Here is a 24,118-nt window from a genome sequence, read left to right as displayed (position 1 = left end):
AACCATACTCCGGCGCCGCCAGACTTGCCCAGCCGAGGGCGCGATTCCGGCACACCGGACGAGAGCTGCAATACCGTTTCGGTTGACCCGCCGAAAGCGTCGAAAGGAAGGCGTATGTCCCAGAAATCCCGAAAGAAATCGTCCAAAACGCCCTCCGCCAGTCCGACGGCTAAAAAGAAGGCCCTGAAAACGCGGGCCTCTACCCCAACAAAGCCCGCGAAGACACAGCGGACACCGGCGAGCAAATCAACCGCGACCTTAGCAAAAGCAGGATCACATAGGGCCGCATCGAAACAGTTAAATTCCTCCAAATCGGCGCCCCCGCCCGCGAAGGCGAAGCCGGGCCTGGCAGAGGGTCAGAAGGCCCCCGCCTTCCGCCTGCCCCGCGACGGCGGCGAGGTCGTCACATTGGCGGACTATGCCGGCCGAAAGCTCGTCCTGTTCTTCTACCCCCGCGCCGACACCCCGGGCTGCACCCGCGAGGCGATCGACTTCACCCGCCTCGCCGGCGCCTTCGCGGCCGCCGGCACCGCCGTGCTCGGCATCTCCGCCGATCCGTTAAAGGCCCAGGAGAAGTTCCGCGACAAGCACAAGCTCGGTATCCCCCTGATCTCGGACGAGACCCACCAGATGCTGGAAGCCTATGGCGCGTGGGGCGAAAAATCCATGTATGGCAAGAGCTTCCTTGGGATTCTTCGCACCACGATACTGGTCGGAGCTGATGGCAAACTGGCCAGGATCTGGCGCAATGTCCGGGTCGACGGCCATGCCGACGAGGTGCTGGAAGCGGCAAGAAGTCTTTAACCAGTCCTTTAAATTCGCGCGTTCCCATTTCCGGAAAATTAACCATGACCGGCCCAGATTGCTGCGGCAATTAGGCCGTACGGACTCATCCGACCGGCGCGGGAGTGCCGATGTCGAAAAGTTCTGCCCAATACTCGCAGTACGCCCAACATCATCCTCACGACCACGGACGGGCCTTCCAACGCCGTCCCGCCCTCGCGGCAGCCGCAGCGATTCCCCTTCCCGCCACCGACGACGCCTACACCATCGTCCATGCCGGCAAACAGGTTCGCTTCGGGCCCGTGGTGTTCTGGATCGTGGTCGGCACGGTGGTGCTGCTCGGTCTCTGGTCGGCGGCAACCGCCACCTATTTTGCGTTCCGTGACGACGTCCTGACCCGGCTGATCGCCCGCCAGGCCGAGATGCAATACGCCTATGAGGACCGCATCGCCGAGCTTCGCGCCAAGGTCGACCGCACCACCAGCCGCCAGTTGCTCGACCAGGAACAGTTCGACCAGAAACTCGACCAGATCATGAAGCGCCAGACGGCGCTGGAGTCCCGGGCCACGGCGCTTGGGGCCATGCCTGACGTGACCGGCTCGATCCCCCGCGCGGCCCCGCAGCGCGGCGAGGCGAGCCAGAGCACGCCAAAACCCTCGCCGATCAGCGACACCGTGATCTTCGTGGCACCGCCGGACCGTGAGGCGCGGCTCGAATCGCGCGCGCCGACCGTGGCAGCTCCCTCGACCAGCCAGTTCGCCAAGAACCAGGGTTTTGACAACGTTCTGGTCCGGCTCACGACCTCGCTCGATCAGGTCGAGCGGCGCCAGATGGCGGCGCTCAGCGCCGTCGAAGAAGGCATGGATTCACGCATGCGCCGGATGCGCGGCGTGGTCAGTGATCTCGGCCTGAATCTCGCCAATCTCGAATCCGCCGTGCCGCGCACCGCGATGGGCGGGCCGTTCGTACCGGTCAAACTGACGGCCAATGCCGGACCGTTTGAGAAACAGCTCTCTCGCATCAACACCACGCGCGCCGAGATGGACCGTCTCAACCGGACGCTGGCGCTGGTGCCCTATCGCAAGCCCGTCATCGGCGAGGTCGAATTCACCTCCGGCTTCGGCGTCCGCAGCGATCCCTTCCTCGGCCGGCCCGCGATGCATACCGGGCTCGATTTCCGCGCCGCCACCGGCGATCCGGTCCGCGTCACCGCCAACGGCAAGGTGGTCTCCGCCGGCTGGTCCGGCGGCTACGGTCGCATGATCGAGGTTGACCACGGCAACGGCCTTTCGACCCGCTACGGCCATCTCTCCGAGATCAACGTCAGGGTCGGCGAGATCGTGAAGATCGGCCAGGTCGTAGGTCTGGTCGGCTCGACCGGTCGCTCCACCGGTCCGCATCTGCATTACGAAACCCGGATCGAGGGCGAAGCGGTCGATCCGCAGAAGTTCCTGCGCGCCGGCGTGCGTCTCAGCGCTGGCTAAGCCCGCGACAAAAGGCGACTGCGCATGATCACTGGCTGCGCTCGTGGCCGACCTCGCCGGTGATGACGTCGCCGAACAGCTCCCAGGCCTGCCCGTTGAAGCGCATCAGCTGCATCTGCTCGATCGGGAAGTAGTCGTCGGCTGAGGTGTTGACCATGATGCCGGGCAGCATCAGGTCGGTGTGAAAATTCTTCAGGCTGGTGGCCTGCTTCATCGCGTTCTCACGGGTGAGGTTGTCGCCGCACTGCTTCAGCACCTGCGCCATCGCCTCGGCCTGCACATAGCCATAGAGGTTGTTGGCATTGGTCTTGTCGCCATCGGGGTAATATTTGTCCATGAATTCGCGCCACTTCACCACGGCCGGATCCTTGTCCCAGGTCGGATCGGTCGGGTCCTTCAGATACGCGGTCGAGATGATGTCCTTGGCATAGTCGAGCCCGGCAGGCTTCAGCACCGACGCGATGGATGTGGCCGTGTTGGCGAGGAAGAATTTCGGCTTCCAGCCGAGTTCGCCGACCTTCCGGATCGCCTGCGCCGAGCCCTTCGGCGCGGCCCACGAGAAGAAGATGTCGGCGCCGGAATCGTGCAAGGCGACTATCTGGGAGTCGATCGAGGGATCGCTGACCTCATAGGATTTGTCGGCGATGATCATGTTCGCCTTGTCGCCGAGTCCATCCTTCAAGCCCTTGAACTGGTCCTTGCCGGCGTCGTCATTTTGCCAGAGCACGGCGATCTTGCTGTTCGGAAACTTGTCACGAATATATTTCGCGTAGATGCGTCCCTCGCTCTGATAGTTCGGCTGGAAGCCCATGGTCCACGGGAAATTCCTGGGGTCGCCGAACTTGGTGCCGCCGGAGGCGACGAAGAGCTGCGGCACCTTCTTGGCGTTCATGTATTTCATGATCGCGGAATTCGAGGGCGTGCCGAGCGGCTGGAAGATCAGCAGCACCTCGTCGCTCTCGACCAGCTTGCGCGCCTGTTCGATCGCCTTCGGCGGCGAATAGGCGTCGTCATAGCTGATGAAATTGATCTTGCGGCCGTTGATGCCGCCCTGATCGTTGATCATCCTAAAGAAGGCGGCTTCAGTCTTGCCGATCACGCCATAGGACGAGGCCGGCCCGCTATAGGGCATGATGTTGCCGATCTTGATGTCGGTGTCGGTGGCGCCGGGGTCGTATTTTTTCTGCGCCGAGACCGGTGTCGTGACCAGTACTCCGGCAGCAAGCATGGCGAGGGCAGCAAGGCTTTCGCGACGACCCGGCATCGTTCTCTCCCCTGTTTTGTAGTCTTGTTTTGTGGGGGAGTGTCGCAAGGCCGCTCGCGGCTGGCAAGCGCTGCGATTTTCCGCGCGGTGAAACGACGAAGCCGGAACTTACGTAACGCGCCGCAACAGATTCAAAACGCGCCCGTCGATCACCAGCAACGCGCTGCCGATGACGATGGCGCCCGCGATTTCGCGCATCGAGATCGGCTCACCCAGCACCAGCCATCCCAGCAGGATGGCGGTGACGGGAATGAGCAGCGTCACCAGCATGACATTGCTCGCACCGGAGCGCCGTATGATCTGAAAGAAGACGATGTAGGCGAGCGCCGTCGATAAGCCCGCGAGGCCAAGCACCGCGAGCCAGGTCGTGAGGCCCGGCACCGGAAGACGCCAAGGCTGCTCCACCACGCCGGCGACGATCGCCATCATCACCGTCGACGCCATCAGCTGAAACGTCGCCGTGCCGAGCGGCGGAGAGTCCTTGAGCAATCGCCGCGCCGCCAGTGCGGCGAAACCATAGCTGAGGGCGCCGCCGAGGCAGAGCAGGATGCCGAGCCCCTGCCCCGGCCTCGTCTCGAGGCCCCATCCGCGCAGGATGATGACGCCGGCAAGGCCGAGCCCCACACCGGCCACGCGCCGCATCGCCAAGGCCTCTTCGCCCGCCGCCGCCATCACGAGCACCGTGAACAGCGGCGTCGTCGCATTCAGGATCGACGCCAGTCCGCTCGGGATGAAAGTCTGCCCGGCCACGATCAGCGAAAATGGAATGACATTGTTGAACAGCCCGATCGTAACGAAAGGCTTCCAACCTATCATGCGCTTGGGAAAGCCGATCCCCTGCCTGCGTAGCAGCGGCAGCAGAATGGCCGCCCCGAGCGCGACCCGCAAAAACACCAGCGTCAGCGGCGGCAATTCCCGCAGAGCCGCTCCGTTGAAGAAGAACGAGCCGCCCCAGAGGACGGAGAGCACGGCGAGCAGCGACCAGTCTCGCGTGTCGATCCGGTTGTCGGTTGGGGGCATGGGTGTCACCTCGGCGCCCGACTACTCCAAGCTGACGGATAGCTCCACCCGATTTCCGATCACATGGAAGACTGCTCAGCTCGGGCCGGCGCGCAACTTGTGGATCAGCGCATTTTCCGGAACAGGTTCGAAGGCCCAATCGTCGGCGATGCACTCAAACGTCTCGTCACGAAAGTAAAACAGGAAGGGACGCGACGAAGTCGAAACTCCATCCACAATCTTCCAATCTATCGGGTCCAGCAAATGGGGATCAGGACCTACGATCTCGTAGAACTCGCCCCAACCTGGCGCCAACATGCTGTAACGGCATTGCCCGCGATACCACCCCTCATCGTTGGTGGCTTCGAGGCGATATCGGATGCAATTCTCGAAACGAAGGACGCCTTCATCTTCATCCGCAAAGGATTTGAAGAGCAAAGGGTTCAGCAAGAATCGGAGAAGGATTTCATGTTCTGATGCAGTCGCCCGCGGCCACGGAGCATTCGGCTCCGCGTTCCATTCCTCGTTCAACTTCTGAAATGACAGCCGCTCCGACCTGTCGCTTCCAAACGTGATGCGACCGGCTAGGACGGCTTCTTCGGCCGCGACACCAGCTCGATCATCCTGCCTTCATCATCATCCGGCATCGCCGCCTTCGCCTGCGCATAGGACTCGACCGCGGCGCGCGAGACCAGCGGCTTGTCGGCCAGCAGGCTCTCGGCGAGCTTCACCGCATAGGCGGCATCCTTGTGCCGCAGCGCTGCGGTGAAGGTCGCGCCGGTGAAGTCGCGGGCCACCATGCGCTTGGAGTGGCGCTGCACCTGCGGGCTTGCGGCCACGCCCGCCTGGATCGAGTCCAGCACGAGGTTCATGTCGAGCCCGGCCTGCTCGGCGATCGCGAGGCCCTCGGCAAGGCCCGCGATCTGGATCGCGCCCATCAGATTGTTGATGAGCTTGTAGACCGTGCCAGCGCCGACCGCGCCGAAATGGCGGATGGTCGAGCCGATCGGCGTCAGATACGGCCGCGCGCGCTCGAGGTCGGCGGCATCGGCGCCGACCAGCAGCGTCAGCTTTCCGCCCGCGGCAGCATCCGGCAATCCGGTCACGGGGCAGTCGATATAGATGAGCCCGCGCGCGTTCAGCTCGCGGCCCATCTCGCGGGCATGGTCATAGGAGACGGTCGAGCATTCGATCGCGATGGTGCCTGATTTCGCCGTCTTGGCCGCGCCCTTCGGCCCGAGCCAGACCGCGCGCGAGGCTTCGTCATCGGCAACCATGGTCACGACCGCGTCGGCATCGATCGCGGCGTCCTCAGGCGAGGTCGCCCAAAGCGCGCCGCGCGCGATCAGGTCTTCAGCCTTGGCCTTGCTGCGATTCCACAGCGTCACCGTGAAGCCGGCATCGAGATAACGGCCGGCCATTCCATGGCCCATCCGTCCAAGCCCGATGAAGGCGACGCGTGTCATCGCTAATCCACGTCCTCGATGTCGGCACCAGTGGTGCCGAAGGCGCGCTGTGCCAAGGTCGCGGCCATGAAGTCGTCGAGCTCGCCGTTGAGCACGCCCGATGTGTCGGAGGTCTGCACGCCCGTGCGCAGATCCTTCACCATCTGGTAGGGCTGCAGCACGTAGGAGCGGATCTGGTGGCCCCAGCCGATGTCGGTCTTGGCGGCCTGGTCGGCTGCGGCCTTCTCCTCGCGCTTCTTCAGCTCGATTTCATACAGGCGCGCGCGCAGCATGTCCCAGGCCTGGGCACGGTTCTTGTGCTGCGAGCGGCCGGCTTGGCAGACCACCGCGACACCGGTCGGAATGTGCGTCAGCCGCACCGCGGATTCGGTCTTGTTGACGTGCTGGCCGCCGGCGCCGCCCGAGCGCATGGTGTCGACGCGGACGTCAGCTTCCTTGATGTCGATCTTGATGCTGTCGTCGATGACCGGAAACACCTGCACGCTCGAGAACGAGGTGTGCCGCCGCGCGTTGGAATCGAACGGCGAGATGCGGACGAGGCGGTGCACGCCAGCTTCGGTTTTCAGCCAGCCATAGGCGTTATGACCTGAGACCTGAATCGTGGCGGACTTGATGCCGGCCTCTTCGCCCTCGGACTCTTCGAGGAATTCGACCTTGAAGCCGTGGGTTTCGGCCCAGCGCGTGTACATGCGCAAGAGCATCTGCGCCCAATCCTGGCTCTCGGTGCCGCCGGCGCCGGCATGGACTTCGAGATAGGAGTCGAAGCGATCGGCCTCGCCCGACAGCAGCGCCTCGAGCTCGCGCCGCGCGACTTCCTTCTTCAGGTTCTTCAGCGCGGCTTCGGCTTCGGCGACGACGCCGGCATCGCCCTCGGCCTCGCCGAGCTCGATCATGCCGATGTCGTCTTCGAGCTCCTGCTCGACCTTGCCGATGCCAGAGAGCGAATCCTCAAGCGAGGTCCGCTCCTGCATCAGCTTCTGGGCTTTCTGGGGATCGTTCCAGAGATTGGGATCTTCTGCGAGCTTGTTCAGCTCAGCGAGGCGCGCCGTCGATTTCTCGACGTCAAAGATGCCTCCTCAGCAGCCCGACTGACTGCTTGATCTCTTCTACCAACCGTTCGATTTCGGCGCGCATGTCGTTCTCTGGTCTCGCGGAATTGTTCCGCGTGCAATTCGAGATGGGGATGTAGCGGCGGCGGCTGCAAAGCGCAACCGCCGCTGCGACAAACGACCGTCTTGTCCTAAGCCTTAGTACAGCCCGCCGGTGCCCGGCCGCATGAAGAAGCCGGAATCCGGCTGCTGCTGTTGCGATGCCGGCATGCCGCCGCCGCGCCCGTCGGCGTCGGCCACGCCGATGACGGAGTAGTTGTCCGGCGGCGCCGTGCCCGGCTTGAAGGCTTCGAGGATGGTTCCGCCGGTCTCGCCGGGACCTGCGCGCATGCCGGTCTTGGCGACGACGCGGACCAGCTTGATGCCGGCCGGCACCTTGAACGGAACGGCGGGCTTGTCGGCGAGCGCAAGCTTGAGGAAATCGCGCGCGATCGGCGCTGCCAGATGGCCGCCGGTCGCGGCGTTGCCCTTACCGAGCGCACGCGGCTTGTCGTAGCCCATATAGATGGCGACGGCGACGTCCGGCGAGAAGCCGACGAACCAGGCGTCCTTGGCCTCGTTGGTGGTGCCGGTCTTGCCGGCGATCGGCTTGCCGACCTCCTTGACCACGGTCGCGGTACCGGCCTGCACCACGCCCTCCATCAGCTCGGTGATCTGATAGGCGGTCATGGAATCCAGCACCTGCTCGCGGCGATCGATCAGCTGCGGCTCGGTCTGGTTCTTCCAGCCGCCCGGCGCGTCGCAGCCGCGGCATTCGCGCTGGTCGTGCTTGAAGATGGTGTGGCCGTAGCGGTCCTGGATGCGATCGATCAGCGTCGGCTTCACGCGGCGGCCGCCATTGGCGAGCATCGAGTAGGCCGTGACCATGCGCATCGCCGTCGTCTCGCCGGCGCCCAGCGCGTAGGACAGATAGTTCGGCAGCTCGTCATAGACACCGAAGCGGCGGGCATATTCGCCGATCAGGGGCATGCCGATATCCTGCGCCAGCCGCACCGTCACGGTGTTGAGCGACTGCCGCAGCGCGTTGCGCAGCGTCACCGGTCCCTGGAACTTGCCCGAGGAGAAGTTTTCCGGCCGCCACACGCCGGCGCCCTGCCCCTGGTCGATTTCGATGGGGGCGTCGAGCACGACCGTCGAGGGCGTATAGCCATTGTCGAGCGCCGCCGAATAGACGATCGGCTTGAACGACGAGCCCGGCTGCCGATAGGCCTGCGTGGCGCGGTTGAACTGGCTCTGGTCAAATGAGAAGCCGCCGACCATCGCGAGCACGCGGCCTGTCCAGGGATCCATCGCCACCATCGCACCGGACACTTCGGGGATCTGGCGCAGCCGGTACTGGCCCTCGACAGGCTGGCCGTCCTTATAAAGCGGATCGGCATAGATGACGTCGCCGGGCTGCAGCACCTGCGACACCGCCGTCGGCGTCTTGCCTTTGGTTCCGCCCTGCACGGCCCGCGCCCAGCGCACGCCGTCAACCGTGACGATGCCGGTCTCGCGCTGCTTGCTCACGGCGCCGCCAAGCTCGCGGCTCGGCTGGAAGCCGATGCGGGCCGACTGGTCGCTGGTCTCCAGCACCACCGCCATGCGCCATGGCGAGATGTCGGAGAGCGATTTGATCTCGGCGAGCTTCACGCCCCAGTCGCCCGACGTATCGAGCTTGCTCATGGCGCCGCGATAGCCCTGCTGCTCGTCATAGTTCACGAGGCCCGAGACCATGGCCTTGCGCGCCATGACCTGGATCTTCGGATCGAGCGTGGTGCGGACGGAGAGACCGCCCTCATACAGCTTCTTCTCGCCGTAGCGCTCGAAGATGTCGCGGCGGACTTCCTCGGCAAAATATTCGCCGGCGAAGGTGTGGGCGCCGTTGGACCGGTTGGTGACCGCCAGCGGCTCCTTGCGCGCCTTGTCGGCGTCCGCCTGCTTGATCCAGCCGTTCTCCACCAGACGGTCGATCACGTAGTTGCGGCGCTCGATGGCGCGGTCACGGTTGCGGACCGGATGCAGCGTCGCCGGCATCTTCGGCAGCGCGGCCAGATAGGACGCTTCTGCCACCGTCAGCTCGTTCACCGACTTGTCGAAATAGACCAGCGAAGCGGCCGCGATGCCGTAGGCGCCGAGGCCCAGATAGATTTCGTTCAGATACAGCTCGAGGATCTTGTCCTTCGAGTAGGTCTTCTCGATCCGCATCGCGAGCAAGGCTTCCTTGATCTTGCGGGCGAAGGAGACCTCATTGGTCAAAAGGAAGTTCTTGGCGACCTGCTGGGTGATGGTGGAGGCACCCTGCGGACGCCGGTTCGAGCCGTAATTCTGGATGTAGACCACGCCCGCGCGCGCCATGCCGGTGTAGTCGATGCCGCCATGCTCGTAGAAATTCTTGTCCTCGGCCGCGAGGAACGCGTTGATCACGAGCTTCGGCACCGCCTGGATCGGCAGATACAGCCGCCGCTCCTTGGCGTACTCGCCGAGCAGCGAGCCGTCGACCGCGTGCACGCGGGTCATCACCGGCGGCTCGTAATCCTGAAGCTGAGAGTAGTCCGGCAAGTCCTTGGAGAAATGCCAGATCAGGCCTGCCACGGCCCCGACACCGACAAGGAACACCACCGTTCCCGCGGCGAACAGGAAGCCCATGAACCGCACCAGCAAGCGCATTATGTGTTTATCCGTTCAATCTCTGGATCAGCTCAGTATCAGCCCCTTGGCACCCAAACAGGGGCCAACCTTCACGTCACCAATTCACCGGCTTACGCAATACCATCAGTGCCGGACTTCAGACGCTTGCCGAGCGGGATTCTCTCCGATTCCGGAACCCCCTGCGGCGTTTTTATAAAGCGCCCGCTGTGGCCAAACTAGGGCTTTTGCGGCGGGACGGAAAAACCCTTTCAATTCGACGATCCCCGGGTCGTCAATTCGACGATCCCCGGGTCGTCAATTCGACGATCCCGCCGTGGCCATCCGCTTGGTCAAGAACCCGTCGATGGCCTGCGCCATCGAGCCCACGGCCTTGGACCGCCAGCCTTCGGAGACCAAGTGCTCGAGGTCGCCCTTGTTGGAGACATAACCGATCTCGACCAGCACCGAGGGCACGTCAGGCGCTTTCAGGACCCGGAAGCCCGCCGACTTCAGGGGGTGCTTGTGCATCCGCACCGTCGACTTCATCTCGCCCATCAGAAGACGCGCGAAACGGTTTGAAAAGGTGCGGGTTTCCCGCTGGGTGAGGTCGATCAGGATGTCGGCGACGTCGGTCGGCTCCTCCGCGAGGTTGAAGCCGGCGATCGCGTCCGCCCGGTTTTCGGCATCCGCCAGCCGCTGGGCCTCGGCGTCGGACGCCTTGTCGGACAGCGTATAGATGGTCGCGCCCTGCGCATCGCCCTCGGTACGGGGCAGCGCATCGGCATGAATGGAGACGAACAAGGCCGCCTTCAGATTCCGGGCGACCTTGGTCCGGTCATTGAGGGGAATGAAGGTGTCGTCGTTCCGCGTCATGACCACACGGTATTTGCCGGCCTTCTCCAGCCTGTCGCGGAGCGCCAGTCCAAAGGCCAGCACCAGGTTCTTCTCGCTCTCTCCGCTCGACTGCGTGCCGTTGTCGATGCCGCCATGACCGGGATCGATCACGACCACCGGGCGGCCATCGGCCTTCTGCTGCGCCGTGTCCGGCGCCGTCGTCGCGGGAGCCGTTGCGGGCTGCGCCTCGGCGATCGTGGGCCGCAGCTCGGGGCGATTTTCGGGTGCGAGCGACTGGACGAAGGCGGTCCGGTCGACCTCCTCCAGCTCCAGCACGAGCCGGGCCGGCTGGCCGTTGGCCGCCTCCAGCACATAGGAATTGGCGATCTTGGCCGGTCCGGTCAGGTCGAACACGATTCGCGAGCCGCCGGGCATGACGAGCCCGTAGCGGAAGGCCTTCACCAGGCCGCGCCCCCCAGCCCCCGTGCCCGCGGGCAGCTGAAAATTGACCTGCGGGACGTCAACGACGACCCGGTACGGGTCCGCAAGCGTGACCGCACGGAAGGTAACGGTCTGGTCGATGTCGAGAATGAAGCGAGTCTGCTTGCCATCGCCGGCCAGCCGGGCGGCCGAGGCGACTGGAAAATTCGCTACCGCGACAGTGGGTTGCGGCTGGCTTTCCGCGGCGCTCAGGCGCGAGGAATCGGCACACGGCAACGCCGCGGCGCACAGAAGCGCGCATCCCAGCAAAACCCGTTGATTTGTGCGGCTCGCCACCGATTCCGTGCCTCCGAGCAGCCCTTTTAACGCAATAGAACCACAGGGTTAATCGATCCTTAATGACAGAAACGCGAAACTCGCTGACTGTGACCGCCGTGCGACGCTCCCTTGCACCGATGGCTCATTCCTCGTATGTACGGAATGCTGACGGCCGATATTTCCGGTTGTGTCGCATTCAGCCTCCCGGTGCAGCGCCGGAACTCTCAAGGTTTGGGAATTCCAGCGTTTTCCGTTTCCCTCTAAGACCAGCGCGGTGCGCGGCAGCGAGGTGGAGCGGGTCAAGCGCCGGCGGCGGACGGTCCTGGGTTACCTCTCGCGTTACCGGGACAGTTCTGACAGCGACGTAACCCATTACCCGGTCCCTTGATCCCAAGGGAGCGGTTCGTGATCCCCAAGGCGAGCGCGCTCGCGCCATGCTTGGCCAGCAGCAACTGATTGAAGGGCGGCCTCGCCGCCCAGTGTTTCATACGGGCCGACGCTTGATGCGCCAGACTGTGCCGACGAATTCTGAAGGATCATTCGCGACGCTGCGGAGTGAAAATCCCGCGCGCCGCCTTGATCCTGAAGCTTCCGGTTCGGCAAGGCGCGAGAGACGGCGTTTCGGCCTTCCCCTCACCCCCGAATCAGGTGGACCGTCGCGTCACCCGGCAGCGCAACTCGCGCCCACGGTGAATCGCGCCCGCCGCCGCCAAGAGTTAAGACATGCCCAACAAGATGTTGATCGATGCCACCCACCCGGAAGAGACCCGGGTCGTTGTGGTCCGCGGCAATCGCGTCGAAGAGTTTGATTTCGAGACCGCGCAACGCAAGCAACTGCGCGGGAATATCTACCTCGCCAAGGTCACAAGGGTCGAACCTTCGCTCCAGGCCGCCTTCGTCGAATATGGCGGCAACCGCCATGGCTTCCTCGCCTTCAGCGAAATCCATCCCGACTACTACCAGATCCCGGTCGCCGACCGGCAGGCGCTGATCGAGGCCGAGGAACAGGCCCATCGCGAGGCCGAGGAAGAGAGCGAGAACCGCTCCCACGGCCGCCGCCGCTCGCGCCATCGCAATTCCCGCCGCCGCAGTCATGGCGAGCGCGTGCGCAGCGACATCGTCGAAGGCGCAGATCCCGCGGCCCAGCCGATCGAAGGCGCGGCGCTGTCGGAGCACGCCGAGGGTGCACTGCACGAAGGCGAGCATCTGCACGCCGATGCGGAGCATCACGGCGAGCACGAAGCTCACGATCACCACGATCATGATCATGGCGACCATGATCATGACGATCATCATGCCCATGAGTACGGGCACCATCACGCTCACGATCATGACCATGGTCACGATGGCGAGCATGATCATCACGACCACGATCACGCCGACGAGACGCCCGCGCCCGTCGCAACCATTGGCGCCGAGCCCGTGGTCGCTGCCGAGCTGCAGGAGACCGCCACCCCCGAAGCGCATGCGGAAGCTCTGGCTGAGGCCGTGACCTCCGCCGCTGAGCCGGCCGATGCCGTGTACGCGGCGGGCGAGAGCGCCGAGGCGCAGCAAGCCGAGGCTGCGGAAACAACCGGCGAAGACGACGAGGACGACGACGAGGACGGCGAGGAAGCCGAAGAGGAAGTCGTTGAATCCGTCGGCGGCGACGACGTGCTGGAGGAAGTGCCGGAGCGCACCTTCCGCCCGCGCCGCCAGTACAAGATCCAGGAAGTCATCAAGCGCCGTCAGGTGATGCTGGTGCAGGTCGTCAAGGAAGAGCGCGGCAACAAGGGCGCGGCGCTGACCACCTACCTCTCGCTCGCCGGCCGCTATGCCGTGTTGATGCCGAACACCGCACGCGGTGGCGGCATCAGCCGCAAGATCACCAGCGCTCAGGACCGCTCGCGCCTGAAGGAAGTGGTGCAGGATCTCGACGTGCCCGAGGGCATGGGCATCATCCTGCGCACCGCCGGCGCCGCCCGCACCAAGCCCGAGATCAAGCGCGACTTCGAATATCTGATCCGGATGTGGGAGACGGTGCGCGACCTGACGCTGAAGTCGCAGGCCCCGACCCTCGTCTACGAGGAAGGCTCGCTGATCAAGCGCTCGCTGCGCGACCTCTACAACAAGGAGATCGACGAGATCTCGGTTGCCGGTGAAGCCGGTTACCGCGAAGCCCGCGACTTCATGAAGATGCTGATGCCCGCCAATGTCAGCGCGGTGAAGCAATATCGCGACGGTCAGCCGCTGTTCTCGCGCATGGGCGTCGAGAGCCAGCTGGATGCGATGTTCTCGCCGACGGTGCAACTGCGCTCGGGCGGCTACATCGTGATCAACCAGACCGAGGCGCTGGTCTCGATCGACGTCAACTCGGGACGATCGACCCGCGAGCACCATATCGAGGACACCGCGCTCAAGACCAATCTGGAGGCGGCCGAAGAGGTCGCCCGCCAGCTCCGCTTGCGCGACCTCGCCGGCCTGATCGTCATCGACTTCATCGACATGGACGAGAAGCGCAACAACCGTGCGGTCGAGCGCAAGCTGTCCGATTGCCTGCGGCAGGATCGGGCGCGCATCCAGGTCGGCCGCATCTCGCATTTCGGCCTGCTCGAGATGTCGCGCCAGCGCATCCGCGCCAGCGTGCTCGAGAGCTCGACCGATCCGTGCCCGCATTGCGGCGGCACCGGCCATGTCCGTTCGGTGTCTTCGGTGGCGCTCCAGCTGCTGCGCGGCCTCGAAGAGATCCTGATGAAGGGCGCGACCCACAATCTCGTGGTCCGCACCCGTACCGACGTCGCGCTCTATGTGCTGAACCACAAGCGCGGCCATCTGCGCGACCTCGAGAACGGCTTCAAGGTGACGCTGTCGGTCATCGCCGACGCAAGCGTCAGCGGGCCGCAGGCCTATCTCATCGACCGCGGCGAGCAGGTGCATACGCTGGAAGCCGCCAAGGCTCTGCTGGCGGCGCAGGCGGCCGCAAGCCCTCCGCCGCTGGCCGAAGAAGCTTATGACGACGAGGAGTTCGATCCGGAAACCGAATCCGAGGTCGAGACCGACGAGACCGAAGGTCTCGCCGAGGAGCAGACCGCAGGCGATGCCGCTTCCGAGCAGGACGGCCAGCGCCGCAAGCGCCGCCGGCGTCGTCGCGGTCGCGGCGGCCCGCGCGATGGCGAGCTTCGCGAGGATACCGCGCCGACCCTTCCCGAGGCGGCGGTTGCTGCCGGCGAAGGCGAGGAGGATGCCGAGTCCGAGCAGGATGGCGAGGAAGGCGAGGAACAGGCAGCCCGCGGCGAGCAGCAGGGCAGCGCTGATCGCCGCCGCCGGCGTGGTCGCCGTGGCGGACGCCGTCGGCGTGGCAGCGGCGAGGAAGGTCTTGCCGGCTCGATCGGCGACGAACTCGGTGCCAGTCAGCCGTCGGAAGCGTCCGACGCCGTCGCCGATTTCGACGGCTTCAGCGGCGAGCCTGCGCCCTCGATCGCGCAGGCCGAGCACACCGCCGAGCCACAACTCTCGCAGCCCGAGCCGCGCGCCGAGGTGCAGACCGAGGCGGCGCCGGCCCAGCCCGAGCCAATTGCCGCGGAGGAAGAGCCCGCCGACGACAAGGCCGCGCGGCGCCGCTCCACGGTCCGGGAAAAAGTGAGCTTCCTGTCGAGCAGCCCGAGCGAGCCGGCAGCGCCGGTTGCGCAGGCGACTGAGCCGGCCGCCCCGCCGGCAGCTGAACCCGCGCCGGAACCGGCAAGCGAAACGCCGGCGGCCCCACGCCGCGCCGGCTGGTGGTCGCGCCGCTTCGGCGGCGGTGAATAAAGCCGAACACTCAAGAGAAAACGCCCGGGTCAAGCCGGGCGTTTTTTGATTTGGCGAGGTCAGTTTCAATGCAAAGCGCAATCGTTCTCGGCGGCGGCATGATCGGCGTGAGCGCGGCGCTGCACCTCCAGCAGCGCGGCTGGACCGTCAGGCTCGTCGACCGCAGGGAGCCGGGCCGCGAGACCAGCTACGGCAACGCCGGGATGATCCAGGCGGAAGCGGTCCGCCCCTATCCGATGCCGCGCGACCTTGCGACCCTCCTGAAGATCGCGACCGGCCGCACCAACGATGTGCGCTACAGCCTGTCGTCACTTCACCTCCATATCGAGCCCCTGCTCCGCTACTGGTGGCATTCGGCGCCGAAGCGCCATCGCGAGGCGGTCGACGCATGGGCGCGGCTGATCGCCTACGCGACGAGCGAGCACGACATCCTCATTCGCGAAGCCCATGCCGACAATCTCATCCGCCGCGCCGGCTATCGCATGCTGCATCGCGATGCCGCTTCGTTCGATCTGGCGATCAAGACGGCGGAGGAAGACCAGCGCGAGTTCGGCGTGAATTTTCGCGTGCTCTCCGGCAAGGAGCTTGCGAGGGCCGAGCCGGTCCTGCGCGACGATCTTCCCGGCGCGATCCATTGGCTCGACACCTGGACCGTGTCCGATCCCGGCGCACTGGTCACCGCCTATGCAGAGCTGTTCGAGCGACGCGGCGGCACCATTGTGCTCGGCGATGCGCAGTCGCTGCAGCAGACCGCGACCGGCTGGTCGGTCGATACGGACCAGGGGCGCCTCGATGCCGCCCACGCCGTCGTGACCCTCGGGCCCTGGTCGCCCGATCTCCTCCACAAATTCGGCTATCGCATTCCCCTGGTGCGCAAGCGCGGCTACCACATGCATTACAGCGGCGGCGCTTCGCTCGACCTGCCGCTGATCGACAAGGCCGGCGGCTATGCCATGGGGCCGATGGCCAAGGGCATTCGCATCACCACGGGAGCCGAGCTGACAAGCCCCGACGCGCTCGCGACGCCCGTGCAGCTCGCCAGCGCGGAAGCATCCGCACGCGAGCTGATCGACCTCGGCAAGCGCGTCGAGCCGGATCCGTGGTTCGGCACCCGTCCCTGCACGCCCGACATGCTGCCGGTGCTCGGGCAAGCTCCGCGTCATCCCGGCCTCTGGATGAATTTCGGCCATGGTCACCAGGGCTTTACGCTGGGACCGGCGACGGGGCGCCTGCTCGCGGAGATGATGAGCGGCGAGACGCCTGCGATCGATCCGACGCCGTATCGGCCGGGGCGCTTTTAGGCCTTTCGGGCAAGCTGCCGAATTCCGTCAACCTGTTCGCGCGGCCAGCAGCTTTCTGATGCGCTCGGCGTCTTCGGGCGTCGCGGGGTTGTAGACGATCATGCTGAGATCGGAGCGACCCTCGACGTTGAAGCTCGAATATTCGAACGACATCATGCCGTGAACGGGATGGCGCAGCCGCTTGGTGCCGTCGCCATGATGGCGCACGTCGTTGTCGCGCCAGAGCGCTGCGAATTCCGGACTGGTGCGGCAGAGCTCATCGACGAAGTCGGCGACATGCGAGACCGCGCCCGCGCGCGCCGCATCCGCCCGGAACGCCGCCACCACGAAGCGCGCCACGCTGTCCCAATCATATTGCGCGGCGCGGACGCGCGGATCGCAGAAGATGAAGCGCAGGATGTTGCGCTGTCCCGGCGGGATCGCGCCGTAGTCCGTCAGCACGGCGGTTGCGGCACGATTCCAGGCGACGACGTCCCAGGTCGCGGTCCGCACCAGCGCCGGGCTGAATGCGAGCGCGTCGAGCACGCGCTGCAGCCGCGGCGAGACGCCTTCGGTGGCCTGGTAGCGCACCTCGGGCGGGCGGCCGAGGCCGATCAGGAACAAATGCTCGCGCTCGACATCGGTCAGCATCAACGCGCGGGCGATGCGGTCGAGCACGTCGGCCGACGGCGCCCCGCCGCGGCCCTGCTCCAGCCAGGTGTACCAGGTCGGACTGATATTGGCGCGCTGCGCCACCTCCTCGCGGCGCAAGCCGGGCGTGCGCCTGCGGCTGCCGGCAAAGCCAAACGCGGCGGCATCGAGCCTGGTGCGGCGATCCCGGAGATAGGCCCCGAGCAGGTTCTCGGCGGTGACGGTCTCGCTCATGCTGTTAGCTATTATACCCTGATAAACTCACTACTTTACCCGGATATCTGTAACGCGGATGGTCGTCTCCACCAACCCCTCCCCGCCAATTCCTGGAGATTGCTCATGCGTGTATTCGTCACCGGCGCCACCGGCTTCGTCGGCTCCGCCGTCGTTGCCGACCTGATCGCCGCCGGCCACCGCGTCGCCGGCCTTGCCCGGACCGATGCGGCTGCCGCGGGCCTCACCGCGATGGGCGCCGAGGTCCATCGCGGCTCGCTGGAGGATCACGCCTCCTTACGCAGCGGCGCGGCCGCCGCCGACGGCGTGCTTCACCTCGCCTTCAACCACGACTTCTCGAAATTCACTGAGAATTGCGAGCTCGACCGCCGCGCGATCCTCGCGCTCGGCGACGAGCTGAAAGGCTCCGAACGTCCGTTGATCGTCACCTCGGGCGTCGCGCTGCTCGCGCCGGGACGGCTCGCCACCGAGGACGATGCGGCGGCCCGCCACTTTCCGCGCGTGTCGGAAGCGACCGCCGAAGAGCTCGCTGACCGCGGCGTCCGCGCCGGCATCGTGAGGCTGCCGCCGACGACCCATGGCGAGGGCGACCACGGCTTTGTCCCGCGCCTGATTGCGATCGCCCGCGAGAAAGGAGCTGCAGCCTATATCGGCGACGGCATGAACCGCTGGCCGGCCGCCCATCGCCTCGATGCCGCACGCGTCTATCGCCTCGCGCTCGAGCAAGGCGCATCCGCTCGCCGCTATCACGCCATTGCCGAGGAAGGCGTGCCGTTCAAGATGATTGCGGCGGTGATCGGCAAGAGGCTCGGCGTGCCCGTGGTTTCGAAATCCGCCGGCGAAGCCGAGGCTCATTTCGGCTGGTTCGCGCGGTTCGCTGGCGTCGATGTTCCTACCTCGAGCGCGAAGACGCGTGCTGCGCTCGGCTGGGCGCCCAAAGAAATAAGGCTGATCGAGGATCTCGACCAGCCCCATTACTTCAAGGTCTGACGGCGCAGCTCGCGCCGCCCCATCCAGATCAGTCCGTCGTGATCGCCGTCTCCATGTCGGTCGGATCGATCTGCTTGGAGAGGTTGGCGTTGAGCTTGTCGCGGTCGAGCTCACCCTCCCACCAGGCGACGATCACGCAGGCGACGCCGTTGCCGCACAGATTGGTCAACGCGCGGCACTCGCTCATGAACTTGTCGATGCCGAGCACGATCGCCATGCCCGGCACGAGGCGCGGGTCGACCACGGCCAGCGTCGCCGCCAGCGTGATGAAGCCCGCTCCGGTGATGCCGGAGGCGCCCTTCGAGGTCAGCATCGCCACGACCAGGATGGTCAATTGCTGGCTGAAGCTGAGATCGTAGCCGAGCGCCTGCGCGATGAAGAGCGTCGCCAGCGTCATGTAGATGTTGGTGCCGTCGAGGTTGAACGAGTACCCCGTGGGCACCACGAGGCCGACCACCGACTTGGAGCAGCCGAGCCGCTCCAGCTTCTCCATCAGGGACGGCAGCGCGCTTTCCGAGGACGAGGTGCCGAGCACGATCAGCAATTCGTCCTTGATGTAGGCCAGGAACTTGAAGATCGAGAACCCAGCCAGGCGCGCGATGATGCCGAGCACGACGAAAACGAACAGCGCCGCAGTGAGGTAGAAGGTGGCGATCAGCCCGACCAGATTGAGGATGGCGCCGGTGCCGAACTTTCCGATCGTGTAGGCCATCGCGCCGAACGCGCCGATCGGCGCCGCGCGCATCACGATGGAGATGACGCCGAACACGGCGTGGGCGGCATCATCGATGAAGCTGCGAATGGTGTGGCCGCGCTCGCCGAGGCTCATGATCGCGAAGCCGAACAGCACCGAGAACAGCAGCACCTGGAGGATCTCGCCTTGCGCGAACGCGCCGACCACGGTGTCCGGAATGATGTGCAGCACGAAGTCGACGGACCTCTGGCCGGCGGCCTGCTTGGCGTAATTTGCAACGGCCGCCTCGTTTGCCGCCGCATTGCCGAAGCCCGCGCCCGGCCTGGCGAGATTGCCGACGAGGAGACCGATGACCAGCGCGAAGGTCGAGACGACCTCGAAATAGACCAGCGCCTTGACGCCGATGCGGCCGACCTTCTTGGCGTCCTGAATGTGGGCGATGCCGGAGACGACGGTGCAGAAGATGATCGGCGCGATCACCATCTTGATCAGCTTGATGAAGCCGTCGCCGAGCGCCTTGATCCATTCGTTGGTGGCGATCGTCGGCCAGAGCCAGCCGACGATGGCGCCGAGCACGATGGCAATCAGCACCTGGACGTAGAGAACCTTGTACCACGGCTTGGCGACGGGCGGCGCGACCGGCGCCCCCGCCATCGTTGTCGTCGTCATCGTTTCACTCCCCCTCAAAACACTGGCCAGCCAAGATCAACTTGGCCGGCCCTGTCAATCGGAACCGCCCGCTCCTGCGCGTTTTACCGGCGATCGATCAGCTTGCGCGCCGCCGGCATCAACGCCGCGCCTAGCGCGTTCTTGACCAGCGAGGCCGCAACGAACGGCACGATGCCGACCTGCCAGGCCTTCGCAACGCCGAGCCCCAGGCCGAACGCCAGCCAGCCGAACCCGGCGGCCAGAATGACGATATGGCCGACAGCCATCGCCGCAAACAGCAACACCACACTGCGATCCCAGCCGCGCTCGGCGAGCCAGCCGGTCACGAAGGCGGCCGCAATGAAGCCGAACAGATAGCCCGCGGTGGGGCCAACCAGCGGTGCAATTCCCCCCACCGGCCCGGCGAATACCGGCGCGCCAAGCGCGCCTTCGGCGAGGTAGGCGACCATGGTTGCGCTGCCAAGGCGCCAGCCATAGGCAGCGCCGATCATCAGCACCACCAGCGTCTGCAGCGTCATGGGCACATAGGGCAGCGGCAGGCTGACCTTGGCTGACAGCGCCATCAATGCGGTGCCGAGCGCAATCAGCACGACGGCGCGCACTGCGCCAACGGTTTCGCCCGGCCGGGTCGGCCACATCAATGCGGCGAGAGGAAAATGCGGCGTGGCAGAGGTCGGGACAGATCGGTCAGACAAGATCAACTCCGGAAGTGGTCGAAAACTGGCGGCTATTTAAGCCAGTGAGCGATCCGGTCAACTGCCTCGCGCATCTCCCCGGGCGAGCGCGCATAGGAAAGACGAATGAACGAGCGGCCATGAATGGGATCGAAGTCGAGCCCGGGCGTGGCGGCGACGCGCGCCTGTTCCAGCATCTGCTTGGCGAATTCGAAACTGTCGGAGGTGAAGTCCGAGACGTCGGCATAGAGATAAAATGCACCATCGGCCGGCAGGAACTTGGCCAGGCCGGCTTTCGGCAATCCCTCGATCAAGATCCGCCGGTTTTCCTGGTAGCCATGCTTGATCGCCTCCATTTCGGCTGCGCCGTCGAAGGCAGCTTCTGCCGCGATCTGCGACAGCGACGGCACCGAGATCGACAGGTTCTGCTGGAGCCGCTCGATCGGCCGCACCAGAATTTCAGGCACGACCATCCAGCCGACGCGCCAGCCCGTCATGCAAAAATACTTCGAGAACGAGTTGATCACGAGTGCGTGCTCGGAAAGCGCGGCCGCGGTGACCGCCGGAAACGCATAGTCCAGCCCGTGATAGATCTCGTCCGAGATGAAGCGGATCCCGGCGTCTTCGGCGGCCGCCATCAGGCCGGCGAGCGCTTCGCGGGACATCATCGTCCCCGTCGGATTGGCGGGGCTGCCGACCAGCACGCCCTTCAACGGCGCCTTGCGATGCGCCGCGAGCAACGCCTCGCCGGTGAGCGCGTGGCGCGTCTCGTTCGTGGTCTCGATCAGCACCGGCTCGCAGCCGAGCGCGGTGAGGATATGCCGATAAGGCGGATACCCCGGCACCGTCACGGCGACGCGGTCGCCGGGCTCGAACATCGACAGGAAGGCCAGAATGAACCCGCCGGAGGAGCCGGTGGTCACCACGATCCTGTCAGGGCTGACGTCACAGCCATAGGCATCGCGGTAATGGCGCGCGATGCGCTCGCGCAGACTGGGAATACCGAGCGCGGAGGTATAATCGATCCGCCCGGCCTCGAGCGCCGCGTGGGCGGCCGCAATCGCGGTGCTCGGCGCCCCGGCCGCGGGCTGGCCGACCTCCATATGGATGACATGGCCGCCGGCGGCCTCGATTCGGGCCGCCGCGGCCATGACGTCCATCACCATGAACGGGGGAACATCGCTGCGGCGGGAGGGCTCGAGCCACTGCCCCAACCGGTTCCTCAATGTCGCATCGTGCATCGATTTCTGCTATTTCGCTGGCGGACCGGTGCGTCCGGTCCGGGAAACGGGGCGCTTGCGCCCCAGACTGGCCGCATTGTACGGCTCATAAGGGGTAAGGCTCGTAAGGGCATATCGCGTATCCGGTCCGCCGCCAATCGCCAAAACCAATCACGAAACTGCTTTCCAAATCCCCTTGCCAGACCGTTTGACCAAGACCGTTTGATGTTGCTCCAGATCGCATTGCGCAAGAAGGCCTCCGCCCTCACCGCCCTCGTCACGGCTGCGGCGATCGCGTTGCTGCCGCTTCCGGCGGCGCGGGCGCAGCAGAAGGGTCCCCCGGTCCTGCGCGACACCGAGACCGAGCAGCTGCTGCGCGAATACACGCGCCCGATCCTGCGCGCCGCGGGTCTGGAGAAGCAGAACATCCAGATGGTGATCATCAACGACGGCTCGTTCAACGCGTTCGTCGCCGACGGCCGCCGCATCTTCGTCAATTACGGTGCGATCCTTCAATCGGAGACGCCGAACCAGATCATCGGTGTGCTCGCGCACGAGACCGGGCATCTGGCCGGTGGCCATCTGTCCAAGCTGCGCGAGCAGCTCGCCGCCGCCCAGACCCAGATGATCATCGCGATGCTGCTCGGCGCAGGCGCGATCGCCGCGGGCAGCACCCAGCGCAGCAGCGCCGGCAACAACGGGCTCGCCAATGCGGGCGCGGCCGCAATCTCCGCTCCGCAAGAGGTGATCCGCCGGACGCTGTTGTCCTACCAGCGCCAGCAGGAGGAGAACGCCGACCGCGCCGGCGTGAAATTCCTGACTGCGACCCAGCAATCGCCGAAGGGCATGTACGAGACCTTCAAGCGCTTCACCAGCGAGAGCCTGTTCGCCGCGCGCGGCGCCGATCCCTATCTCCAGTCGCATCCGATGCCGGCCGAGCGCGTCGCCGCGCTTCAGGAATTCGCCAGCTCCAGCCCCTACTGGAACAAGAAGGACGATCCCGCGCTCCAGCTCCGCCACGACATGGTGCGCGCCAAGATCTCCGCGTTCATGGAGCGGCCGGAGACGGTGTACCGCCGCTATCCCCAGACCAACGACAGCATGCCGGCGCGCTATGCCCGCGCCATCAGCACCTATCTGCACGGCGATCTGCGCAGCGCGCTCGCCCAGATCGACGCGCTGATCCAGGTCCAGCCCAACAACCCGTACTTCTACGAGGTGCGCGGCCAGGCCCTGTTGGAGAGCGGCAAGCCGGCCGACGCGGTCGCTCCGCTGCGCAAGGCCGCACAGCTCTCCAACAACGCGCCCCTCATCGAGATGTTACTTGGGCAGGCTCTGGTTGGAACCGATAATAAGGCCTACACCGACGACGCCGTTCGGATTCTCCGCGCCGCGGTGGCGCGAGAGCCCGAGGCGGTGCTCGGCTTTACCCAGCTCGCGATGGCCTATGGCCGGAAGGGCGACTATGCCGAAGCGGATCTCGCCTCGGCGCAAGCCGCTTACCTGCGCGGCGACAACAAGACCGCCCGCGAGCTCGCCACGCGCGCGAAAACCCGTTTCGCCGTCGGTACGCCCGGATGGGTCAAGGCCGACGACATCGTGGCGGCGAAGCCGCCGCGAAACTGACGCCACTCGAACGACGCCCGATACCACGACGTCACGACACCGAGCCTAAGTCCGCCGGGACGTATTCCGAAACCTGCTTTGGATAAGAGGATTTGCCTATGCCTTCGCTGCGCCTGCTTGCTCCCGCGTTGTTTGCGCTCGCCCTGTTCGGTGCAGCCGTGCCCGCGTCGGCCGACAGTTTCTCCGACACCCAGCGCACCGACATCGAGGCCATCATCAAGAACTACCTCATCAGCCATCCCGAGGTGCTCGAGGAGGCCATGGCCGAGCTCAGCAAGCGGCAGGCCGCGGCCGAGACGCAGAAGCACGAGGCCAGCATCGCGCAGAATGCGGACGCGATCTTCAACTCGCCGCGCCAGGTCGTGCTCGGCAACAAGGACGGCGACGTCACCTTCGTCGAGTTCTTCGATTACAATTGCGGCTACTGCAAGCGCGCGATGGACGACATGCTCACCCTCATGAAGGCCGATCCGAAGCTGAAGGTGGTGCTGAAGGAATTTCCGGTGCTGAGCCAGGGCTCGGTGGAGGCGGCACAGGTCGCTGTCGCCGTGCGCATGCAGGATCCCTCCGGCAAGAAATATCTCGACTTCCACCAGAAGCTGCTCGGCGGTCGCGGCGCCGCCGACAAGGCGCGCGCGCTTCAAGCCGCCAAGGAAGCCGGCCTCGACACCGCCAAAATCGAGAAGGACATCGCCAGCCCCGAGGTGCGCGCCACCATCGAGGAGAACTTCAAGCTCGCCGAAGCGATGGGCATGAACGGCACGCCGAGCTACGTGATCGGCAAGCAGATCGTGATCGGCGCCGTCGGCGTCGAAGGCCTCAGGGAAAAGATCGGCATTGCCCGCTGCGGCAAGGCGACCTGCTGATCACACGTTACGATCCCGAGAACACGAAGGGCCGGCTGAACAGCCGGCCTTTTTTCTTGCGCCGAACGTTGGCAGCTTCGTGCGAAGTCATTCATCTGGCGTTCAACAAACAAATGCCGC

The 24,118-nt window shown here is 65.3% G+C and carries 18 protein-coding genes; 8 read left to right on the top strand and 10 right to left on the bottom strand.

Annotated features, from left to right (window positions below; all coding sequences use genetic code 11):
- Nucleotides 1-114: 114 nt before the first annotated feature.
- Together AABA84_RS14655 and AABA84_RS14650 are read left to right on the top strand one after the other, a co-directional pair.
- Nucleotides 115-804: a redoxin domain-containing protein gene (locus AABA84_RS14655; RefSeq protein ID WP_338306756.1), complete on the top strand. Its 690-nt coding sequence runs from the start codon at nucleotides 115-117 to the stop codon at nucleotides 802-804.
- 110 nt (nucleotides 805-914) lie between these two features.
- A complete protein-coding gene (locus tag AABA84_RS14650) occupies nucleotides 915-2,267 on the top strand; it encodes a peptidoglycan DD-metalloendopeptidase family protein (protein WP_338312384.1) in 1,353 nt (450 codons plus the stop codon).
- Between the two features lie 28 nt (nucleotides 2,268-2,295).
- On the opposite strand, the gene AABA84_RS14645 is transcribed toward AABA84_RS14650, so the two are convergent.
- Both AABA84_RS14645 and AABA84_RS14640 read right to left on the bottom strand, forming a co-directional pair.
- On the bottom strand, nucleotides 2,296-3,531 hold the full coding sequence (locus tag AABA84_RS14645; RefSeq protein WP_338312383.1) for an ABC transporter substrate-binding protein: 1,236 nt from the start codon (nucleotides 3,529-3,531) through the stop codon (nucleotides 2,296-2,298).
- Between the two features lie 108 nt (nucleotides 3,532-3,639).
- Nucleotides 3,640-4,551 carry a DMT family transporter gene (locus AABA84_RS14640; protein ID WP_338312382.1) on the bottom strand — a complete coding sequence of 304 codons (912 nt, stop codon included), beginning with the start codon at nucleotides 4,549-4,551 and terminating at the stop codon, nucleotides 3,640-3,642.
- Between the two features lie 63 nt (nucleotides 4,552-4,614).
- On the opposite strand from AABA84_RS14640, the gene AABA84_RS14635 reads away from it, so the two are divergent.
- On the top strand, nucleotides 4,615-5,007 hold the full coding sequence (locus AABA84_RS14635; RefSeq protein ID WP_338312381.1) for a hypothetical protein: 393 nt from the start codon (nucleotides 4,615-4,617) through the stop codon (nucleotides 5,005-5,007).
- Nucleotides 5,008-5,114: 107 nt separating this feature from the next.
- On the opposite strand, the gene AABA84_RS14630 is transcribed toward AABA84_RS14635, so the two are convergent.
- The 4 genes from AABA84_RS14630 to AABA84_RS14615 all read right to left on the bottom strand — a co-directional run bounded on the left by AABA84_RS14630 (nucleotide 5,115) and on the right by AABA84_RS14615 (nucleotide 11,326).
- A complete protein-coding gene (locus tag AABA84_RS14630; protein ID WP_338306761.1) occupies nucleotides 5,115-5,996 on the bottom strand; it encodes an NAD(P)-dependent oxidoreductase in 882 nt (293 codons plus the stop codon).
- Nucleotides 5,997-5,998: 2 nt separating this feature from the next.
- Nucleotides 5,999-7,130, bottom strand: a protein-coding gene (prfB, locus tag AABA84_RS14625; RefSeq protein WP_135213487.1) for a peptide chain release factor 2 whose coding sequence is annotated in 2 segments (ribosomal slippage) — nucleotides 5,999-7,060 and nucleotides 7,062-7,130 — 1,131 coding nt in all. Because the reading frame shifts where the segments join, the coding sequence is not laid out codon by codon here.
- A gap of 113 nt (nucleotides 7,131-7,243) precedes the next feature.
- Nucleotides 7,244-9,754: a penicillin-binding protein 1A gene (locus AABA84_RS14620; RefSeq protein WP_212244385.1), complete on the bottom strand. Its 2,511-nt coding sequence runs from the start codon at nucleotides 9,752-9,754 to the stop codon at nucleotides 7,244-7,246.
- A gap of 276 nt (nucleotides 9,755-10,030) precedes the next feature.
- Complete coding sequence (locus AABA84_RS14615; protein ID WP_338312380.1) at nucleotides 10,031-11,326, bottom strand: N-acetylmuramoyl-L-alanine amidase; 1,296 nt, start codon at nucleotides 11,324-11,326, stop codon at nucleotides 10,031-10,033.
- 705 nt (nucleotides 11,327-12,031) lie between these two features.
- On the opposite strand from AABA84_RS14615, the gene AABA84_RS14610 reads away from it, so the two are divergent.
- Together AABA84_RS14610 and AABA84_RS14605 are read left to right on the top strand one after the other, a co-directional pair.
- The gene (locus AABA84_RS14610) at nucleotides 12,032-15,094 is read left to right on the top strand and encodes a ribonuclease E/G (RefSeq protein WP_338312379.1); all 3,063 of its coding nucleotides are present in this window, start codon (nucleotides 12,032-12,034) and stop codon (nucleotides 15,092-15,094) included.
- Between the two features lie 68 nt (nucleotides 15,095-15,162).
- Nucleotides 15,163-16,395, top strand: coding sequence for an NAD(P)/FAD-dependent oxidoreductase (locus tag AABA84_RS14605; protein WP_338312378.1), 1,233 nt, complete (start codon nucleotides 15,163-15,165; stop codon nucleotides 16,393-16,395).
- Between the two features lie 27 nt (nucleotides 16,396-16,422).
- Here AABA84_RS14605 and AABA84_RS14600 read toward each other — a convergent pair whose 3' ends face one another.
- Nucleotides 16,423-17,259: a helix-turn-helix transcriptional regulator gene (locus tag AABA84_RS14600; RefSeq protein WP_338306767.1), complete on the bottom strand. Its 837-nt coding sequence runs from the start codon at nucleotides 17,257-17,259 to the stop codon at nucleotides 16,423-16,425.
- Between the two features lie 105 nt (nucleotides 17,260-17,364).
- On the opposite strand from AABA84_RS14600, the gene AABA84_RS14595 reads away from it, so the two are divergent.
- Nucleotides 17,365-18,249 (top strand): SDR family oxidoreductase, encoded by an 885-nt coding sequence (locus tag AABA84_RS14595; protein WP_338312377.1) that lies wholly within the window; start codon nucleotides 17,365-17,367, stop codon nucleotides 18,247-18,249.
- A 28-nt stretch (nucleotides 18,250-18,277) separates the two neighbouring features.
- Here the strand turns inward: AABA84_RS14595 and AABA84_RS14590 are convergent, their stop codons facing one another.
- The 3 genes from AABA84_RS14590 to AABA84_RS14580 all read right to left on the bottom strand — a co-directional run bounded on the left by AABA84_RS14590 (nucleotide 18,278) and on the right by AABA84_RS14580 (nucleotide 21,527).
- Nucleotides 18,278-19,612 (bottom strand): dicarboxylate/amino acid:cation symporter, encoded by a 1,335-nt coding sequence (locus tag AABA84_RS14590; RefSeq protein WP_338312376.1) that lies wholly within the window; start codon nucleotides 19,610-19,612, stop codon nucleotides 18,278-18,280.
- An 83-nt stretch (nucleotides 19,613-19,695) separates the two neighbouring features.
- Nucleotides 19,696-20,250, bottom strand: a complete 555-nt coding sequence (locus AABA84_RS14585) for a biotin transporter BioY (RefSeq protein WP_338307183.1) — start codon at nucleotides 20,248-20,250, stop codon at nucleotides 19,696-19,698.
- Nucleotides 20,251-20,339: 89 nt separating this feature from the next.
- Nucleotides 20,340-21,527, bottom strand: a complete 1,188-nt coding sequence (locus AABA84_RS14580; protein WP_212244397.1) for a pyridoxal phosphate-dependent aminotransferase — start codon at nucleotides 21,525-21,527, stop codon at nucleotides 20,340-20,342.
- 204 nt (nucleotides 21,528-21,731) lie between these two features.
- Between AABA84_RS14580 and AABA84_RS14575 the strand changes: the two genes are divergently transcribed.
- Nucleotides 21,732-23,132, top strand: a complete 1,401-nt coding sequence (locus AABA84_RS14575; protein ID WP_212244399.1) for a M48 family metalloprotease — start codon at nucleotides 21,732-21,734, stop codon at nucleotides 23,130-23,132.
- A 98-nt stretch (nucleotides 23,133-23,230) separates the two neighbouring features.
- Complete coding sequence (locus AABA84_RS14570) at nucleotides 23,231-23,998, top strand: DsbA family protein (protein WP_338306771.1); 768 nt, start codon at nucleotides 23,231-23,233, stop codon at nucleotides 23,996-23,998.
- Nucleotides 23,999-24,118 lie beyond the last annotated feature (120 nt).

Source organism: Bradyrhizobium sp. TM239 (assembly GCF_036247985.1).
GTDB lineage: Bacteria > Pseudomonadota > Alphaproteobacteria > Rhizobiales > Xanthobacteraceae > Bradyrhizobium > Bradyrhizobium ottawaense.
Note: the sequence above shows the minus strand (reverse complement) of the source record. Positions and strands in the feature narration are given on the sequence as shown.

Coding starts and splice junctions, on each gene's coding strand:
- AABA84_RS14595 (WP_338312377.1), top strand. CDS start 17,365: ATGCGTGTATTCGTCACCGGCGCCACCGGCTTCGTCGGCTCCGCCGTC.
- AABA84_RS14590 (WP_338312376.1), bottom strand. CDS start 19,612: ATGACGACGACAACGATGGCGGGGGCGCCGGTCGCGCCGCCCGTCGCC.
- AABA84_RS14575 (WP_212244399.1), top strand. CDS start 21,732: ATGTTGCTCCAGATCGCATTGCGCAAGAAGGCCTCCGCCCTCACCGCC.
- AABA84_RS14655 (WP_338306756.1), top strand. CDS start 115: ATGTCCCAGAAATCCCGAAAGAAATCGTCCAAAACGCCCTCCGCCAGT.
- AABA84_RS14585 (WP_338307183.1), bottom strand. CDS start 20,250: ATGTGGCCGACCCGGCCGGGCGAAACCGTTGGCGCAGTGCGCGCCGTC.
- AABA84_RS14650 (WP_338312384.1), top strand. CDS start 915: ATGTCGAAAAGTTCTGCCCAATACTCGCAGTACGCCCAACATCATCCT.
- AABA84_RS14580 (WP_212244397.1), bottom strand. CDS start 21,527: ATGCACGATGCGACATTGAGGAACCGGTTGGGGCAGTGGCTCGAGCCC.
- AABA84_RS14610 (WP_338312379.1), top strand. CDS start 12,032: ATGCCCAACAAGATGTTGATCGATGCCACCCACCCGGAAGAGACCCGG.
- AABA84_RS14635 (WP_338312381.1), top strand. CDS start 4,615: ATGGAAGACTGCTCAGCTCGGGCCGGCGCGCAACTTGTGGATCAGCGC.
- AABA84_RS14600 (WP_338306767.1), bottom strand. CDS start 17,259: ATGAGCGAGACCGTCACCGCCGAGAACCTGCTCGGGGCCTATCTCCGG.
- AABA84_RS14620 (WP_212244385.1), bottom strand. CDS start 9,754: ATGCGCTTGCTGGTGCGGTTCATGGGCTTCCTGTTCGCCGCGGGAACG.
- AABA84_RS14645 (WP_338312383.1), bottom strand. CDS start 3,531: ATGCCGGGTCGTCGCGAAAGCCTTGCTGCCCTCGCCATGCTTGCTGCC.
- AABA84_RS14605 (WP_338312378.1), top strand. CDS start 15,163: ATGCAAAGCGCAATCGTTCTCGGCGGCGGCATGATCGGCGTGAGCGCG.
- AABA84_RS14640 (WP_338312382.1), bottom strand. CDS start 4,551: ATGCCCCCAACCGACAACCGGATCGACACGCGAGACTGGTCGCTGCTC.
- AABA84_RS14630 (WP_338306761.1), bottom strand. CDS start 5,996: ATGACACGCGTCGCCTTCATCGGGCTTGGACGGATGGGCCATGGAATG.
- AABA84_RS14570 (WP_338306771.1), top strand. CDS start 23,231: ATGCCTTCGCTGCGCCTGCTTGCTCCCGCGTTGTTTGCGCTCGCCCTG.